Below are 16,409 nucleotides of genomic sequence, written 5' to 3'. Positions count from 1 at the left end.
GCCATGCCCCCGAAGCTCGACCAACTCATCGACACCGTGGTGCGTGAGCACTACCCGCACCCGCCGGCCACGGAGCGCGACATCGCCGAGTTCGAGGCACGCGCCGGTTGGCGACTCGGCCCCGAGCTGCGTGCCTTCTATCTGCGCTGCAATGGCGCGGAGCTGTTCCGACCGCTCCCCAATGCCAACTACTCCATCCAGTCCCTCGCGGAGATTGCGCGCGCACGCGTGAGGATGCGCGACGTCGACGACGACAGCATGGGCCCCGCCAGTTGGTGGACGCTCGTGGACTGCCAGGACAGTGACTTCATCCTCGTGGATGTGTCCCAGTCCGCGCCGTATCCGATGCTCGACGCGTACCACGAGACCTATCCGCAGGTCCGACAGGTGGCCGCGTCGCTCCAGGAGTTCCTCTCCAGGGCGCTGGCCAGCGGCGACAAGCTCTACTGGCTCCAGAACAACTAGCGCCCATGCCGAACGCTCGGTCTTCGTGAGCAGACTGGCCCCCGACCACCGGGTGCGCCAGAGTGTCGCGCGCCCGCCCCAGGCTCGGGGCGGCCCTCCATCCAGACAGGTGCGCGAAACGATGCTGCGACGAATCGGCGGGCTCCTCGGTGCGGTACTGCTCCTCTCCCTCCTCGGCGGCTGCACGCGGAACACCCCGCGCCCGGACACCGCGGGCACCTCCGTCTATGTGGCGGCGCGCGTGCGCACCCTCGACCCGGGCCGCCCCGTCGTCGAGGCCCTCGCCGTCCGCGACGGCAAGGTGCTCGCCACCGGCACCCGTGACGAGGTGCTCGCCGCCGCCGGTCCCGGCGCGCGCGTCGTGGACCTGGGCTCCGCCACCATCGTCCCCGGCCTCACCGACTCGCACGGACACCTGTCCTCCCTCGGTCAGTGGGAGGCCACCGTCACCTTGCTCGGCGCCACCACCAAGGAAGAGGCCCTCGCCCGCGTCGCCAACGCGCCGAGCACCTCCTACCAGGGCGAGTGGCTCGTCGGACAAGGCTGGGACCAGAACGACTGGCCCGAGAAGACCTTCCCCACCCGACAGGACCTCGACGCCAAGCACCCGCGCACGCCCGTGTACCTCACGCGCATCGACGGCCACGCCGCCTGGGTCAACAGCGAGGCGCTGCGCCGCGCGAACATCACCCGCGCCACCCAGGACCCCAACGGCGGCCGCATCCTCCGCGACGCCAACGGCGAGCCCACCGGCATCCTCGTCGACAACGCCATCGGCCTGATTCACGCCGTGCTGCCGCCCCTCACCGAGGCCGAGCGCACCGCGCAGCTCACCGCCGCCCTCAACCGCGCCGCGCGCGTGGGCCTCACCGGCGTGCACGACGCCGGCATGGACCTGGCCACCTTCCAGCTGCTCCAGCGCATGGACAAGGAAGGCAAGCTGCCCCTGCGCGTCTACGCCATGGCCGACGGCCAGGCCCCCGAGCGCGCCGAGTTCCTGCGCATGGGCCCCTACCAGGGCGAGCGCCTCACCCTGCGCGCGGTGAAGCTCGTGCTGGACGGAGCGCTCGGCAGCCGTGGCGCCGCCCTGCACCAGGACTACAGCGACGAGCCCGGCCACCGCGGCCTCTTGCTCCTCACCCCCGAGGAGTACGAGAAGCGCGTCACCGACTTCATGCGCGCCGGCTTCCAGGTCTGCACCCACGCCATCGGCGACCGCGCCAACACCCTGGTGCTCGACACCCTCGCGCGCGCGATGCAGGCCACGTCCACCCAAGCGGGCCGCCACCGCGTGGAGCACGCGCAAATCATGGGCCTGGATGACATCACCCGCCTGGGCCGCATCGGCCTCATCGCCAGCGTGCAGCCCACGCACGCCACCAGCGACATGCCCTGGGCCGAGGCGCGCGTGGGTCCCGAGCGCATCCGCGGCGCCTACGCATGGCAGCGCCTGAAGTCCTCCGGCGCCGTGCTCGCCCTGGGCAGCGACTTCCCCGTGGAGCGCCCCGACGTGCTCGCCGGCCTGTACGCCGCGCGCACCCGCCAGGACGCGCGAGGCACGCCCGAGGGCGGCTGGTACGCCGACCAGCGCCTCAGCGGACAGGAGGCCCTGGAGGGCTTCACCGTGGGCGCCGCCTACGCCTCCTTCGCCGAGGCGCGCCGAGGCCGACTGCAGCCCGGCATGGACGCGGACTTCGTCGCCCTGTCCGTGGACCCCGTGGACGCGCCCGTCTCCGAGCTGCCCGGCGCCCAGGTCCACCTCACCGTGGTGGGCGGCGATGAAGTCCACCGCGCCACCCCGTGAGCCGTGATTAGAGGTTCGACACCAGGCTGAGCGACTGGACGCGGCGGTGCAGCTCCTCCTGCGCCGCCTGTCGCTCCTTCGCCAGCCGCTCCAGCTCGCGGGCGATGGCCTCCAGCCGGTCCTCCTGCTCGTTGAGCTTGGCCACGAAGCGCTCGGCCAGCTCCCGCTGCGACACGCCGCTCTTGAGCGACTCGATGTTGGAGCGGATGCGCTCCTGGTCCTTGAAGAGCTGCGCGCGCTCCTGGGTGAGCTGCTGCTCGTCGCGCGTGAGCGTGGCCACGCGCTCGCGGATGGCAATCACCTCCCGCAGCGCGTCCGACATCGCCTTGTCCACGTAGCGCTGCGACAGGAAGAAGGCCACGTCGTCCGGCCCCACCGAGGACAGCGCGTAGTGCCGATGGCCCGTGGTGCGCTCGGACACCACGAACGTCTCCTGCGCGCCCGCGGCCAGCGTCCGCTTGAAGCGCCAGAAGCCGTCCGTCGTCTCCTCGGGCGCGGGCATGTCCTTGGCCAGCTCCCAGCCGATGCGCGGGTGCTCGATGAACAGCACCTGCGGCCGGGGCGCCTTGTTGCGCACCACGTACGTCGTGCGCCGCACGTTGTGGTACTCGGCCATCAGGCTGCCGTGGCTCACCACCACGCGGAAGACGGGCCCGTCCTCGGCGCCCTCCTCCACCGTGACGACGCAGCCCAGCTCCACCGCGTACGGCACGAAGCGCGTGTCCTGCGGCTTCATCGTGTCGAGCATCGCCTCGCCCACGTAGCGCTCGTCCTCCGTCACCGTCACCGGGCCGCCCTCCAGCGTCAGGCCCGTGGTGTTCTTCAGCTCGATGCACGCCATCGGGTTCTTCTCGCGCGTGGCCCGGTTGTAGAGCAGCACCCGACGCCCCTCGAACGACTTGTGCAGGATGGGCACCAGTGCGCTCTGGTTGCGGTGCACCGTCACCGGCCGGTCCACGCCGTACTCGAACAAGTCCCCCACGTCCTTCGTCAGCGTCGTCACCTTCGCGCCCTGCTGCTCGAGCACATCCCGCAGCCGGGGCCCACCAGGACCACCGGAGGTCGCTCCGCCCTTGCTTCGCATCAGCGAGCGGGAGCGGCCCGGCGCCATCGCCGGCGCGGGCGCCAGCTCGGCCATCATCGGCATGGCATCACTCTCTTCATCCATCACGGCCGGGGCGCTCGCGTAGCTCTCCTCCGGAATCACCGGCGCGGCGGCGGCCTCCGTCCTCACCTCCACCACGGGGCGCTTCATGTAGCGGGGGTTGTAGAGGTCGTGCACGAACGACACCGGCAGGCCCGCGACGAGCGCCAGCTCCACGTCCACCCAGTCCTCGTCCCCCGTGTTGTCCACCAGCGCCCAGCCCTGGAGCAGCGGAGACTCGCCCTCGTCCAGGAGGATGCGGTAGCTCGTCTTCCACACAGGCGCTTCCACCACGTAGCTGACGAACACCTCGCGCTCACCCTCGCCCGCGGTGAGGATGCTCATGCGCTTGCTGTCCTTCTTGTACGAGGACAGCACCGTGGACAGATAGAACTCCAAATCCTTGCGCACCGCCTCGTCGAGGAACTCCAGCTCGGTGATGTCCAGCACGTCGAACGTGCGCAGCGACGCGCCCACCAGCAGCGACAGGAACGGGCGCACCACGCTGGTCTCACCGGCGGCCACCGCGAGCGACTCCAGGCCGATGATGGCGCCCTCCACCTGACCGCCGCCCACGCGCGCCCGCACGCGCGCGCCCTTGATCTGCCCGAGCAGCGCCGTGAGGCTGCCGTCCTCTGGAATCCGGATGGTGGCCTCCGCGAGCAGCTGCTCCAGCGGCTTCGTCGAGTCGTAGCTCACCGCCGACACCGAGCCGCCCGACAGGTCCAACACCGTCAGCGACTTGAGCACGTCGTTCATGTCCCGCGCCTTGAAGTCCAGGTGCAGGGTGTCGCTGCCCGTGACGCTGCCCCGGCGCTCGAAGTACCCGACGCCATGCTTGTAGAGGACGACCCGGCGGATGGACAGTGGGGTGGGCATGAGCGCGGAAACTCCAGGAAGTTGGGGATGACCTGTCCCCCGGTGTATCAAGCCCCGCCTGGGGTCGCGCAATGCCGCGCAAGGCCCTTCTCGTGAGGTGACGCCCGAATGCGAAAGCCCTCCGCTTCCTTCCTGTCCCGCTCCGCGCTCCTGTGCGCGACGCTGACGCTCGGCTCCGGCTGTGAGAGCACGAAGCCCCGCGCCGCGGGCCCCACTGATGGTGTGCCGGTGACGCAAGGCGGCACGTCCGGGAGCACCACGGACACGCCCACGGGCACCGCCGCGCCCGAGGCTCCTGCCTCGACGAAGGGGACCTCTGCCTGGCACCGCGCCCGGGTGGGCGACCAGGTCGTCTATTCGTTCTCCGCGATTCGCACGCCGCCTCGCGACGCGCAGGGTGGCTCGGCCGCGGCGGGCCAGTTGACGCTGGAGGTCGCGGCGGTGGAGAGCTCGCGCGTGTGGCTGACGTTGACGCTCCAGAGCGACAAGGGCGGTGAGCTGACGCAGCCCCGGCTGTCGCGGCGGCTGGCGATTCCCATGCGCGTGGAGGCCTCCCGGCCGCTGGAGGTGGCGCGCGAGGGCACCGCGACGTCCGAGCAGCCCACGGCCGCGGGCCGCACCTGGGAGGCCAAGCGTTATCTGCGCGACAATCGTCCGGTGGATGGTCCACTGGAGAACCGGCTGTACGCGGTGGACGCGGGGCCGCTGTACCTGACGAACGGGCTGCTCGACGCGAGCACCACGCTGTCGGGCTTCGGCGGCGCGGGCAGCCATCAGCTCACGCTGGTGTCGATGCGCCAGGGCAAGGAGGGCGCGGGCATGGCGCCGGACCTGGAGTGGCCGCTGGGTCCTGGCACGTGGTTCGACCGGGAGATGGAGTCGGAGGGCACGAAGACGGTGCTGCGCACGTGCCAGTCGGCGGAGGCCGGTTACGTGCTGCGCACGGAGGCGCCGGTGAACCCCGCGACGGACGAGGCGCCGTGCCAGGACTTCTCGCAGGCGAGCGTGATGCCGCTGGAGGAGGTGCTGCTGTCGTTCATCTCGCTGGGGCTGGAGCCCAAGCAGTGGCCGCCCGCGGTCCCCAACTCTGCGCCGGCCGTGCGCGAGACGCTGGCGGTGGGCACCAAGCGGGTGCCGGTGCTCCAGGTGGACGCCAACGAGGGGCCGACGAACGCGAAGCAGGTGCGCACGCTGCTGTTCGCCGCGGACCCGTGGGAGAAGACGCTCGGCGGGCTGGCGCACGAGGCGCGGTTCGAGCCGCTGTCGGACTTCACCTATCGCGTCTCGTCCAAGGGCAAGCGTGAGTCGCAGGGCGGCGCGAAGCTGACGGGCTTCGGTGCGTGGCAGCCGTGACGTCGCTGTACACCGTGGTCATCGAGGTGGAGCCCGGCGCGGAGGCCGCGTGGAACCAGTGGCACGAGGGGACGCATGTCCCCGAGGTGCTGCGCGAGCCGGGGTTCCTGGGGTGCCGCAAGTGGAAGGACACGGAGCGGGCCCCGGATGGCTGGACCCGGTACGTGTGTCACTTCGAGCTGGCCAGTGAGGCGGACTTCCAGCGCTACACCACGAGCGACGCGGCGAAGCACCTGCGCGCGGAGTCGCTCGCGCGCTTCGGGACGGTGACGCGGCACTCGCGGCAGGTGTTGACCGAGGTGAAGCGGTTCTGACGGTGCACGAGGGCTCCCTGCGTCGCGAGACACGGGAGCCCTCGCGGACTCAGTACAGGTTCTTCTTGTAGTCCTGCTCCAGCGCCCAGCTCAGCATCCTCCTGGACACGAGGGCGCGCACCGTCGCGGCGGCGGCGCCCTTCTGGGGGCTGCGCCGGACGTGGTCGACGAACACGTCGGCCATCTTGGGGAGCTGGCTCGCGGGCACGTGACGCGCGGTGTCCCACAGCCCCGCGTCGACGATGGCCTGACTGGCGTGGAGACGCGCCGCGTGGGACTCCAGCAGCAGCGCCATCTTCGGCACCTTGCCCTCGACGGTCATCGAGGCCAGCAGCGAGGGCTCGGTGGAGAGCGAGGCGACGCCGGAGACCTCCAGGAAGCGCGTCTCGCCAGGGATGAGCGCGAGCAGGGCCACACGGGATTGTTCGAGGACATTGTGGAACGTGTCCGTGCGACGGTTTCCGGGGCGGTCGGGCACGGCCACGCGCGTGCCGTCGAGTCGGAGGAAGCCCGTGGGGTCGCCCTTGGGGCTCACATCCGCGAGGCCCTGCGCATCCCACGAGGCCAGCGCGACGAAGGGCGTGCGTGACAGCCAGTCGTGCACCTCGGGGTCACCACTCCAGGTGCCCGCGGCGCGAGTGTCCGAGGTGGCGGGCTTCGGTGACTTCCAGAGCCCCGAGCGGATGATGGCCTTCGCGCAGTGCACGAAGGCTTCTTCCACGGTGACGTGCAGGGTGTGCCCTTCGAGCGTCGCGTGACCGTTGACCCGCAGCGTCTCGCCCAGGCCCGGGATGAAGAACAGCAGGCCACAGCCCACGGTGGGGTTGAGCGGAATGGGCGCGTCCAGTCGCAGTTCCAGGTGCGTCGGGTCCACGACGCGCGCGAACCCCAGAGACCCGCCAACCGCCGTCGCGCGCCCCTGCCCATCCACGTCGACATAGCCGAGCACCGCGAACGACGAGCACGCCAGCAGCCTGAGGCAGTGGTCATCCAGCGAGTCCAGCGACTTGAGCATCACACCCAGCGGGCGGGAGCCCACCACCCCTTCGAGCGCCTCGACTGTCTGGACCCGTGCCATGGACCCAAGCATACAAATTTGAGATTGACTTGCAAAGTCACAAACTCCAACCAAGCCGCTTGGAGGTGGCCCGTCGGCCCGCCAGGCCCGCCAGGGCGCTGCGCCGGCTCACGCGCCGCCACCCGCGACAGGAATGCGCGAGGCGGGAGTCCGTCTCCCGCCAGCGGCCGCGTCACGCGCAGAGATTGCGCGCGATGACACGTGGGAAGTACCCCACCGACCCGGAGGGCAAATCCAACCGGAGATAGACATACCCGCTCGGAGACATGTCGCCGGACAGCTGGCCTGAAACGTCCAGGCGCCGGAAGCCGAGCGACTCCAGGGTCGAAAGCGACGTCGAGTGACCCGCACGGACGGAGGTCTCCAGGTGCCGCAGTCCATCTAGACTGACGCCCTGGCGGATGAGCTCCGACAGGGTCCAGTGCTCCGCGCCATTCTGGCGATGCTGCGCCACGATGGAGCAGCACACGCGGGCGTAGTGCTCCTCCCGGCGGATGTGGGTCAGCGCCGCGAGGCCGATGACGCCGTTGCCCCGCTCGGCCACGGCATACAACCGGGTCCCCTCCGCCGCGCTCCACCGCCCTGGCGGACGTCCTCCCGCCTCGGGCCGCCACCACCCGAAGAACTCCTCGACGTCCGGCTCCTCCAACAACATCCGAGCCGCCACCAGGACCGCGGTCCCCGCCACATCCATCGGAATGAGCTGACGCTCATGCATACAGGCTTCCCCCCTTCACCCCGGGGAGACTTCAAGGGACATGCCAGGAGGCCCCCCAAGGCGCCTCCCGCGAGTCCTCCGAGGGAGGGCGTCGAGGAGTGACGCACCCGCGTGCCTCTCGCACGCACATGACACCGCGTCCTTAAGGGAAAACCCGTATGTCCTTCATGGCACAGCGTGTCCCCCGCGACACGGAGCGTGCCGGGCTCTACCCCCCCGCGCGCGCTCGCTCGTCGAACAGCCCACGCAGCCCATCCACGAGCACGTTCGCCCCCGTGGTCTTGCCCACCGTGTCGAGGGAATCCCGGAGCGCGCCGAACAGCGCGCGCGAGTGCTCCGGGTTCCGCTCGGCCCGGTCGATGACGTGGCCCACACGTTCAACCTGGTCCTTCCACGTCGCCAGCACCCCCTCGTACGCCGCGGTGACAGGTAGGGCGCTCTCGACCAGCATGTGGACCAGCGCGATGACGTCCGCGAAGTCATACGTCCGCGTCTTCGCGTCATAGAAGTCCTCCAGGTGCACGGAGTCGTGCGCGAACCAGAAGCGCACGAAGTCCGCCGCCGTCTTCTTCGCGGCCTCCAGGTCGACCTCGACCAACGGATGCAACGCCTTGTCCACCTCCGTGATGAGCGAGTCCTTGATGCTCACCCGCTGCAAGCCCCGACTGTCGAAGGTCCGCGTCGGCAACGCGCGCAGGAAGGTCCCGTTGAACTCCACCACCTCCAGCTTCGGCAACCGTGTGAGCACCTCGGGGAAGTCCCGCAGCACCTTCACCTGCCGCCAGCTCCCGAACGAGGCGCGCACGTATGAGTAGGGATTGTTGATGAGGTTGATGCTGCGCAGCTCCGTGCAGCGCGCCAGGGACTCCGGCAGCCGCCAGAGGCAGTTCGCCTCCAGGTCCAGGTGGACGAGCTTCCCCAACTCCCCCACCGACTCCGGCAGTTCCTGCAGCCCGTTGCCTCCCAGCCGGAGCTCTCGCAGCTCCGTCAGCAACCCCAGCTCCTCGGGCAGCCTGCGCAGCTTGTTCCCCGACAGGTCCAGCGTCTCCAACCGACGGAACTGGAACAACTCCGCCGGCAGGACGCGGAGGTTCTTCCGGCTCAGCACCAGGCTCTTGAGCTTCTCCGGCGCCTCCAGCTTCTTCGCCATCTGCTTGCGGAACTCGGCGCGGACACTCACCGGCGCCTCGAGCAGGTTCGGCTTCCCCTCCGCCAGCCGCTTGCGCGCGAGCGACAGGTCCACCTGCCCCTCCGGCTTCTTGAGCACCCCCGCCACGAAGACACCCGAGGCCTCATGCGGGTCACTCACCTCCTCCACACCGTCCACCACTCGGAACACACTCGCGCCCCACCCCAGGAAGCGCATCGCGTTCAGCGTCCCCGCCACGCTCACCGTGTGCTCGGTCGCCACGATGCGCGCGTCCAGGTCGCCGCCCACATCGACGAGCCCGTGGTTGTAGACGCCGATGAGCTCGCCCGTACGGACGCTCCCATCGACCCGGACCTGGGAGCCACCCACGCCGATACCCCGGGCGACCAGCGCGCCTCCCACCTGCAGGAAGGGCCCCGTGTCGTCCTCGAAGTTGAGCAGGCAGCCCTCGACGGTGAGCGCGCCGCGCACCCACAGCCCCACCAACGGGGCCTGCGCGTCCTGCTCCGGCGCCAGCAACCCGAACCCGTCGTCCAGGATGAGGTCGTGCGGAATGACGAGGTCACCGTCATGCACCAGCACCCGGCCCTCGGCGTCGCCCGCGACCTTCAGCTCGGCGCGCACCTGCTCGACAGGCACGGCGCGAAAGCCCAGCTCCGAGGCGAAGTACCCCTTCTCCACCTTCGCGCGCAGGCTCTTCTCGCAGAAGGCCATCGCCTCGGCCTCGGTCTCGAACGTCTTCTCGGTCTGCTTCGACTTCCCACCGAGCGGGCCCTCTCGGAACGTCACCGCCGCTCCAGCCCGCTCGAAGGACCAGGCGCGTACCGCCCCCTTCTCACGGGCGACGAGGGACAGGGATGCGCGAGGCGAGGGAGCGGACAGGGAGGAGTTCGACATTCCTCCCCATACCAACTCCCTCGCAGGCCTGAACGGCTGTTCGCTCACTGCTCCGCGACGGAGAGCTTCACGTCGATGTTGCCGCGCGTGGCGCGCGAGTACGGGCACACCTCGTGCGCCGCGTGCATCAGCTTCTCCGCCTCGTCACGGGGGATGCCCGGCAGGATGCCCTTCAGCTCCACCGCCAGCCCGAAGCCCCCGTCCGGCGTCTTCCCAATCGTCACCGACGCGGTGATGCCCACCTCGGGCCCCAGCTTCCTGCCCGCCTTGCCCGCCACCAACCGCAGCGCGCTCTCGAAGCACGAGGAATACCCCGCCGCGAACAGCTGCTCCGGGTTCGTCGCCGCCCCACCCGCGCCGCCCAGCTCCTTCGGCATCGCCAGCGGCAAATCAATGACCTGGTCCGAGGACTGGACCTTGCCCGACCGGCCTCCGTGGGCGGTGGCGTGGGCGGTGTACAGCGGCGAAATCGTGACGGGAGCCATGGCTTGTTCTCCTGGAAGTTCAGGGTCGCTTCTTTCCGACCCCCTTTATCTAGGGCGCAATTCAATCGCGCGCAATCAATTCGGGCCGAAAAGAGGCCCCTGCCACCGCGAAACCCGCGGAAGACAGGGGCCGGATATCCACCCACCCGACCGCTCAGGGCCCGGAGGACGTCCGGGCCCGTGGGCGATTCAGCGGCCCGCGACGGTCGCGGGGGGCGTGGTGACGAACTCCTCGGCGGCCTTCACGGCGGCGGCGATGTCCAGCTTGCCGCCCGTGCTGACCTTGCCCTTGAGGTCCGGGTCGAGTTCCACCGTCTGCACCAGCAGGTCGCGCACCTGGGCGGCCGTCAGGTCCGGGTTCGCGGCGAACATCAGGGCCGCGGCGCCCGCCACCGTGGGGGTGGCCATGGACGTGCCGCTCATCTTCTCCCAGTCGCCGCCGGGCACGGTGCTCAGGACGTTCTCGCCCACCGCGGCCAGCTCCACCACCTTGTCGCCGTGCGAGGAGAAGCGCGCCAGCTTGTCGTTGCGCTGGTCCATGGCCGCCACGGTGATGACGTTGGGCAGGTCGATGTTGGCCGGGAAGTCCTGCACGTTGTTCATGTTGCTGCCGTTGCCGTTGGCCGTGGCCGCGACCAGCAGGATGTCCGCGTCCGCCAGCTTCTGCACGGCGGCCTTCCAGCGCGCCTGCGAGGCCGCGTCGCGGTACTCGTCACCGAAGCTCGCGTTGAGCGCGCGCACGTTGACGCCGTGGTTCTCCTTCATGTTGACGATGTAGTCCACGCCGCGCTCGAAGTTGGTGAGCAGGTCCGCGCCGTCGTACAGGCCGCCGATGCTCATCACCTTCGCCTTGCCGGCGGCGATGCCCGTGTTGCCCTCGCCGTTGTCCTCGGCCGCGATGATGCCCGCCACGTGCGTGCCGTGGTCCGTACCCTGGCCCTTCATCACGTCGCCGCTGTTGAAGCCGACGTTGTAGCCGTGGATGTCGTCCTTCACGCCGTTGCCGTCGTTGTCGATTCCGTCGCCGGCAATCTCGTTCGGGTTCGTCCACATCGCGCTGTCGAGGTCGCTGTGCTTGAAGTCCACGCCGCCGTCGAACACCGCGATGACCGGGTCACCCGTGGGGCGCGGGGGCTTGGGGTCCACCGGGTCCGTGCCCGGCGCCTTGCCCGTGGCCTCCAGGCCCCAGCTCTTCAGCGTGCCCGTGTCCGCGCGCGCCTTGTCCTCGACGGACAGCGTCCAGGTGCCCTTGGCCGACTCGCCCTTGAACGTGGTGCTCAGGTCGAACGAGCCCTTCACGTCGTCCGCGCTGCCACCCTGACGGTTGGACACCGTCGCCGTCTTGCCGGACGGGCTGGTCACCTTCACCACCAGGTCGCCCCGGTACGAGTGCGCCAGGTCCAGGTTCAGCTTCAGCGAGTCGAGCGAGACGTCCTTGTCGAAGCTCACCGTGGACGTCACCGTCGCCAGGTCCTTGACCGCCGCGTTGGGCGTGGCGGACGCCGTCAGCGTCACCGGCGTGGAGGTGTCACGGCCGGCCAGCGTGGCCTTGCTCGGGCCGAAGGCGAACGCCGTGGCCGGCAGCACCGGGGCGTTCGGGTCCGGGCGGTGACCGGTGGGACGGTCCACGAAGTTCGAGGGCCGCGCCGACTTGGCCGACTCGAAGCCGTCCGTGCCGTTCTTGCCGGGCCGGGCCACCACGCGCTCCGCGGCGGGCGTCGCGGGCGCCTCCGGACGAGCAGCCTCCCCGGTACGGGTGGTGGGCGACGGGAGCGACAGGGGCTTGCGGGTGACGGTCATGTTGGCGGCTCCGGGGGGGAAGCGGAATCAACGACTGTCCCTGATTGTCGCAGCTCGTCAGGATCAGTTTCCTGGAGGGCTGCTTTTTCCACCTGAAGTGAACCCCCTTGGCGGGTGGGCAGGCGCGTCAGGCGTGGTAGAGCGCGGCCGGGCCCCTCCTTCCGGGGGTTTGGCCCCAGGCCCTGGCCCGGACGCGGCGTGGGGCGAGGACGGGAAGGATGCCGAGGACCATCGTCGCCACGCGCTACGTGACGCCCCTGCGAGAGGGGGGCTCGCTGCCCGCCATCGTCGAGGCGGACGACGCGGGGCTGTATGTCGTGAAGTTCCGGGGGGCGGGCCAGGGGGCCAAGGCGCTCATCGCGGAGTACATCGCCGCGGAGCTGGCCCGGACCGCGGGGCTGCGCGTGCCGGAGCTGGTGCTGGTGGAGCTGGACCCGGCGCTGGGCCGCAACGAGCCGGACAGCGAGATTCGCGAGCTGCTCAAGGCGAGCGCGGGGCTGAACCTGGCGCTGGACTACCTGCCCGGCTCGGTGACGTTCGACCCGGTGGCGGGGCCGGCGCCGAAGGTGGACGTGGCGTCGTCGCTGGTGGCGTTTGACGCGTTCATCACCAACGTGGACCGCACGCCGAAGAACCCCAACCTCCTGTGCTGGCACCGGGAGCTGTGGCTCATCGACCATGGCGCGTCGCTCTACTTCCACCACGCGTGGGAGGACTGGGAGGAGCGCAGCCAGAGCCGCTTCGCGCCCATCAAGGACCACGTGCTGCTGCCGTGGGCCAGCCAGCTCCCCCAGGCCCAGGCGCTGCTGTCCACGCACTTCACGCGGGCGCTGATGGAGACCACCGTGGCGGGGATTCCGGAGGGCTGGCTGAAGGCGGCCGAGTCCCCCTTCCCCACCGTGGAGGCGCACCGCGCCGCCTACGTGAGCTGGCTGTGCAAGCGCGTCCAGGCCCTGCCGGCCTTCATCGAGGAGGCGGCCCGTGCCCGCGCACAGCTCGTTTGACTACGCCATCATCCGCGTCGTCCCGCGCGTGGAGCGCGAGGAGTTCATCAACGTGGGCGTCGTCCTCTTCTGCACCACGCAGCGCTTCCTGGGCGCGCGCGTGGAGGTGGACGAGGCGCGCTTGAAGGCGCTCGCGCCCGACATCGACCTGGAGACGGTGCGCTGCCACCTGGACAGCTTCCAGCGCGTCTGCGTGGGCGGCAAGGGCGCGGGCCCCATCGGCCAGCTGCCGCAGAAGGAGCGCTGGCACTGGCTCGTGGCGCCGCGCAGCACCATGCTCCAGACGGGGCCGGTGCACTCGGGGCTGAGCCTGGAGCCCCAGGCCGCGCTGGAGCACCTGCTCGACACCGTGGTGCGCCTCAAGCGCGCGCCGTGAGGCCGGGCCCGGGGCCCTCGCGCCCCGGGCTCACTTCACCCGGCGACCGGCGAGGCGGACCTTGTACGTGCACTCCTCGAGCTCCCTCGCGTCGATGCCCAGGCCCTCGAACGAGGTGCGTCGCACGTCGATGAAGCCCTCGATGTCGTCGTCCTCCAGCGAGTCGTTGGCGATGTAGAAGCGCAGCACGTAGACGATGTTCGACTCGCCGGCCACTGTCGACGGGATGGAGCGGATGTCCACGTATTGGAACGGCCCCTCATCGGAGCGCGTGCCCTGGAGGATGTCCGGGGCGTCGTCCTCGTCGAGCGTCGCCACGTCGCCCCGGTGCAGCGTGAAGGAGACGTCGGGCACCTCGATGCTCGTGGCGCCGTACTCCTCGGCGCGCACCGTCCAGCGCTGCTGGAGCGCCAGGCCGGAGACGCCGCCGATGCCCGGCACCGCCACCGGCTCCTTCGCCGTCTTGTCGGTGCACGAGTAGGGCACGGCGGCCGCCTGGGCCGCGTCCAGCTCCACGTCATACGTCTCCTGCTCGAAGCCGCCACAGCCCGCCACCAGCAGCACCAGCGGCGCCGCCCATCCCATCGCGTTCATCGACCCTCCAGTTCCACGGGAGACCACCCTCGCCGGCCCTGGGCGTCCGCCACCCCACCGGGCAGGCGGGCGCCTTCCTCCCGACCAGGAAAGCATGGCCCCCAGGGCGAGGGAACCCACGGGCCGGCGCGAGCTTCCCGACCGGGGACGACCGTCTGTCAACTGTCCGGCAGGTGAGGAATCGGGGGCGCGCGGGCGGGCGGATGAGTAGCTTTGCGGCGTGCCCGGGACGGGCACGGACCTCGTATGCCCGACTCTTCGCTTCGAATCGTCACGTACAACGTCCGCTACTTCGGCCACATGCTCCGGGGCCTGGCGAGCACCGTGGGCCCCAAGCGCCGGGTGGCCTTCGCGCTGGCCGGACTGGACCCGCTGCCGGACGTGGTGTGCCTGCAGGAGGTGGAGACCACCTCGCTGCGCAGCACCATCGCCCACCGCCCCAAGCTGCCCGGCGAGACGCAGCTGATGGCCTTCATGGGGCGCATGGAGGAGACGTTCGCCGCGCAGGGGCGCGACATGCCCTACGAGGCGTTCTACTTCCGCGCGCACCACTACAAGCTGGGCGAGGTGTCGCTCTACACCACGGGGCTGGCGGTGCTCGTCAACAAGCGCACCCTCCAGGTGGACAAGCACAACGTGGACGCGCCCATGTCCATCACCCACCACCACGTGCAGCGGCTCAAGGACCGCAAGCAGAGCCGCATCTGCGCGCACATGCGCCTGCTGCGCCGCGAGGACGGGCGCCCCTTCCACGTCTTCAACACCCACCTGAGCCTGCCCACGCCCTTCGCGCGCGAGTTCTGGTCCACCAAGGACAAGATGGGCTGCGGCGTGAACCAGCTCCACGAGGCGCGCAAGCTGGCGGAGTTCGTGGGCAGCCTCCGCGCCGACGAGCCGTTCATCGTCTGCGGGGACTTCAACTCGCCGCCGTCGTCCCCGGTGTTCCGCTACCTCACCGGGGATGTCTCCTTCACGTGCGCCCAGGCCGCCGTGGGACAGATTGACCCGAGCGTGTCGCGGGGCTTCCCCACCGCGGGCTTCATGCACATGCGCATGCACCTGGACCACATGTTCTCCGGCGGGGGCGTGCGCTGGCTCGACACCGAGGAGACCCACCCGTTCGGGGACTTGAAGAGCCGCTTCCACGGGCTGTCGGACCACATGCCCATCGTCGCGCGCTTCGCGCTGGAGGCGCTCCCCGTCACGCTGCCCGTGCCCGGGGTGCCGAGCGTGGGCTGACCGTGCGGCCCGTGCCCGGATGACAGGGGCGGCCGCGGCGCGCCGCTACGACCCGAGCTCCTGCTCCACGGTCTCCCACGCCTCCAGGAGTTCGCGCGTGCGGCGCTCCGCCAGCTCGCGGAACTCCGGCGCCAGGTGCGCCACCTTGTCCGGGTGGTAGCCAGCGATGAGCGCGCGGAACGCCTTGCGCGCCTCGTCCCGCGACACGCCCCGCTCGAGCCCCAGCACCTCCCATGCGTCCTTGCGCGCGGGGGCCTCGCTGCGTACCCGGGTGCCCCGGGGCGGCGTGGCCTCCGGGTCGCGAGGACTCCGGGCCCCGCGTGCGCGATGCTCGCCTCCGACCTGCTCGTCGTCACCGCCCCAGGCGCCTCGCGAGCGACGACCCGGATGCTCGCCTCCGACCTGCTCGTCGTCACCGCTCCAGGCGCCTCGGGAGCGACGCCCCGGACTCTCGCCGCCCTCCCGCTCCTCGTCCCGCGCACGGCGCCCCCCCGCCTCCTCGGGCTCCCGGGCCGCGCCGGTGCTGGCGGGACGACGCGGTGCGCGAGGCGCGGGCTCCGGGCGCCTCTTCCCCGGGCGGCGCGCGGGGTCCGGCGCGGGGATGCGCGGCTCCAGCCGGCTCAGCGCGTCCTCCAGGAACCACAGGTCCTCGGCGGGCAGGCCGTGCTTGCGCACCACCTGGCGCGGCTGGCCATCCACCAGCAGCAGGTAGCCCGTGGTGACGGCGTACGCGTCATCCTTGCTGTCGGGGTGCAGCCTGTCGCCCAGGTCTCCCAGCGGGTCCCGCCACATGCCGTCCGGGGTGCCCTCGTCCGCCACCAGCACCTGCGTCAACACGCGGCCGTGGAGGAACTCCAGCGTGGCGAAGGGCTCGCGCAGCTCGGGCGAGCGCATGGCCGCCCCATGACGCACGCCCGTCACCAGCAACACCCCTCGCGTCCCGTCCACATGGGCGAAGAGCTGCTCGCGCACCCGCTTGTCCGAATAGAAGAGGACGAACTGCACGGTGGACAACGTAGTCCGTCCCGCGCCATCCAGACAGGCGTTATGTCCTGGCGCGGCAAGAGGGTGCAGGGCGGAACAGTGCGACGAAACACCGGCTCGACGGT

Annotated in this window: 15 protein-coding genes; 7 read left to right on the top strand and 8 right to left on the bottom strand. The window is 70.6% G+C overall.

The window, feature by feature from the left end; all coding sequences use genetic code 11:
* The first annotated feature begins 3 nt into the window (after positions 1-3).
* A complete protein-coding gene (locus K8640_RS24180) occupies positions 4-465 on the top strand; it encodes an SMI1/KNR4 family protein (protein ID WP_223749210.1) in 462 nt (153 codons plus the stop codon).
* Between the two features lie 121 nt (positions 466-586).
* Positions 587-2,269, top strand: coding sequence for an amidohydrolase (locus tag K8640_RS24175; RefSeq protein ID WP_223749209.1), 1,683 nt, complete (start codon positions 587-589; stop codon positions 2,267-2,269).
* Positions 2,270-2,276: 7 nt separating this feature from the next.
* Here K8640_RS24175 and K8640_RS24170 read toward each other — a convergent pair whose 3' ends face one another.
* Complete coding sequence (locus tag K8640_RS24170; protein WP_223749208.1) at positions 2,277-4,292, bottom strand: hypothetical protein; 2,016 nt, start codon at positions 4,290-4,292, stop codon at positions 2,277-2,279.
* A 108-nt stretch (positions 4,293-4,400) separates the two neighbouring features.
* On the opposite strand from K8640_RS24170, the gene K8640_RS24165 reads away from it, so the two are divergent.
* Together K8640_RS24165 and K8640_RS24160 are read left to right on the top strand one after the other, a co-directional pair.
* A complete protein-coding gene (locus K8640_RS24165) occupies positions 4,401-5,645 on the top strand; it encodes a DUF6068 family protein (RefSeq protein ID WP_223749207.1) in 1,245 nt (414 codons plus the stop codon).
* Positions 5,633-5,959 carry a DUF4286 family protein gene (locus tag K8640_RS24160; protein ID WP_223749206.1) on the top strand — a complete coding sequence of 109 codons (327 nt, stop codon included), beginning with the start codon at positions 5,633-5,635 and terminating at the stop codon, positions 5,957-5,959. The genes K8640_RS24165 and K8640_RS24160 overlap by 13 nt, the downstream gene beginning before the upstream one ends.
* Positions 5,960-6,008: 49 nt before the next feature.
* Here the strand turns inward: K8640_RS24160 and K8640_RS24155 are convergent, their stop codons facing one another.
* From K8640_RS24155 to K8640_RS24135, 5 genes are all read right to left on the bottom strand, one after another.
* Positions 6,009-7,037, bottom strand: a complete 1,029-nt coding sequence (locus K8640_RS24155; protein WP_223749205.1) for a pyridoxamine 5'-phosphate oxidase family protein — start codon at positions 7,035-7,037, stop codon at positions 6,009-6,011.
* Positions 7,038-7,209: 172 nt separating this feature from the next.
* Positions 7,210-7,755 carry a GNAT family N-acetyltransferase gene (locus tag K8640_RS24150; RefSeq protein WP_223749204.1) on the bottom strand — a complete coding sequence of 182 codons (546 nt, stop codon included), beginning with the start codon at positions 7,753-7,755 and terminating at the stop codon, positions 7,210-7,212.
* A gap of 208 nt (positions 7,756-7,963) precedes the next feature.
* On the bottom strand, positions 7,964-9,802 hold the full coding sequence (locus K8640_RS24145) for a hypothetical protein (protein WP_223749203.1): 1,839 nt from the start codon (positions 9,800-9,802) through the stop codon (positions 7,964-7,966).
* Positions 9,803-9,846: 44 nt separating this feature from the next.
* On the bottom strand, positions 9,847-10,287 hold the full coding sequence (locus K8640_RS24140) for an organic hydroperoxide resistance protein (protein ID WP_223749202.1): 441 nt from the start codon (positions 10,285-10,287) through the stop codon (positions 9,847-9,849).
* Positions 10,288-10,476: 189 nt separating this feature from the next.
* Entirely contained in the window at positions 10,477-12,087 is a 1,611-nt protein-coding gene (locus K8640_RS24135; RefSeq protein WP_223749201.1) for a S8 family serine peptidase, read from the bottom strand.
* Between the two features lie 218 nt (positions 12,088-12,305).
* Here K8640_RS24135 and K8640_RS24130 point away from each other — a divergent pair, with 218 nt between their 5' ends.
* A complete protein-coding gene (locus tag K8640_RS24130; protein WP_223749200.1) occupies positions 12,306-13,091 on the top strand; it encodes a HipA family kinase in 786 nt (261 codons plus the stop codon).
* Positions 13,069-13,467 (top strand): DUF3037 domain-containing protein, encoded by a 399-nt coding sequence (locus K8640_RS24125; RefSeq protein ID WP_223749199.1) that lies wholly within the window; start codon positions 13,069-13,071, stop codon positions 13,465-13,467. The genes K8640_RS24130 and K8640_RS24125 overlap by 23 nt, the downstream gene beginning before the upstream one ends.
* Before the next feature lie 30 nt (positions 13,468-13,497).
* Here K8640_RS24125 and K8640_RS24120 read toward each other — a convergent pair whose 3' ends face one another.
* Positions 13,498-14,061, bottom strand: coding sequence for a hypothetical protein (locus K8640_RS24120; RefSeq protein WP_141329407.1), 564 nt, complete (start codon positions 14,059-14,061; stop codon positions 13,498-13,500).
* 246 nt (positions 14,062-14,307) lie between these two features.
* On the opposite strand from K8640_RS24120, the gene K8640_RS24115 reads away from it, so the two are divergent.
* Positions 14,308-15,300 carry an endonuclease/exonuclease/phosphatase family protein gene (locus K8640_RS24115; protein ID WP_223749198.1) on the top strand — a complete coding sequence of 331 codons (993 nt, stop codon included), beginning with the start codon at positions 14,308-14,310 and terminating at the stop codon, positions 15,298-15,300.
* Positions 15,301-15,345: 45 nt separating this feature from the next.
* Here K8640_RS24115 and K8640_RS24110 read toward each other — a convergent pair whose 3' ends face one another.
* Positions 15,346-16,305, bottom strand: coding sequence for a J domain-containing protein (locus K8640_RS24110; RefSeq protein WP_223749342.1), 960 nt, complete (start codon positions 16,303-16,305; stop codon positions 15,346-15,348).
* Positions 16,306-16,409: the final 104 nt, after the last annotated feature.

It is taken from the genome of Myxococcus sp. XM-1-1-1 (assembly GCF_020037095.1).
GTDB lineage: Bacteria > Myxococcota > Myxococcia > Myxococcales > Myxococcaceae > Myxococcus > Myxococcus fulvus.
The sequence above is the reverse complement of the archived record's forward strand: the minus strand, read 5'-3'. Positions and strand labels throughout refer to the sequence as shown.

Coding starts and splice junctions, on each gene's coding strand:
- K8640_RS24145 (WP_223749203.1), bottom strand. CDS start 9,802: ATGTCGAACTCCTCCCTGTCCGCTCCCTCGCCTCGCGCATCCCTGTCC.
- K8640_RS24135 (WP_223749201.1), bottom strand. CDS start 12,087: ATGACCGTCACCCGCAAGCCCCTGTCGCTCCCGTCGCCCACCACCCGT.
- K8640_RS24115 (WP_223749198.1), top strand. CDS start 14,308: ATGCCCGACTCTTCGCTTCGAATCGTCACGTACAACGTCCGCTACTTC.
- K8640_RS24175 (WP_223749209.1), top strand. CDS start 587: ATGCTGCGACGAATCGGCGGGCTCCTCGGTGCGGTACTGCTCCTCTCC.
- K8640_RS24140 (WP_223749202.1), bottom strand. CDS start 10,287: ATGGCTCCCGTCACGATTTCGCCGCTGTACACCGCCCACGCCACCGCC.
- K8640_RS24120 (WP_141329407.1), bottom strand. CDS start 14,061: ATGAACGCGATGGGATGGGCGGCGCCGCTGGTGCTGCTGGTGGCGGGC.
- K8640_RS24180 (WP_223749210.1), top strand. CDS start 4: ATGCCCCCGAAGCTCGACCAACTCATCGACACCGTGGTGCGTGAGCAC.
- K8640_RS24130 (WP_223749200.1), top strand. CDS start 12,306: ATGCCGAGGACCATCGTCGCCACGCGCTACGTGACGCCCCTGCGAGAG.
- K8640_RS24170 (WP_223749208.1), bottom strand. CDS start 4,292: ATGCCCACCCCACTGTCCATCCGCCGGGTCGTCCTCTACAAGCATGGC.
- K8640_RS24155 (WP_223749205.1), bottom strand. CDS start 7,037: ATGGCACGGGTCCAGACAGTCGAGGCGCTCGAAGGGGTGGTGGGCTCC.
- K8640_RS24165 (WP_223749207.1), top strand. CDS start 4,401: ATGCGAAAGCCCTCCGCTTCCTTCCTGTCCCGCTCCGCGCTCCTGTGC.
- K8640_RS24150 (WP_223749204.1), bottom strand. CDS start 7,755: ATGCATGAGCGTCAGCTCATTCCGATGGATGTGGCGGGGACCGCGGTC.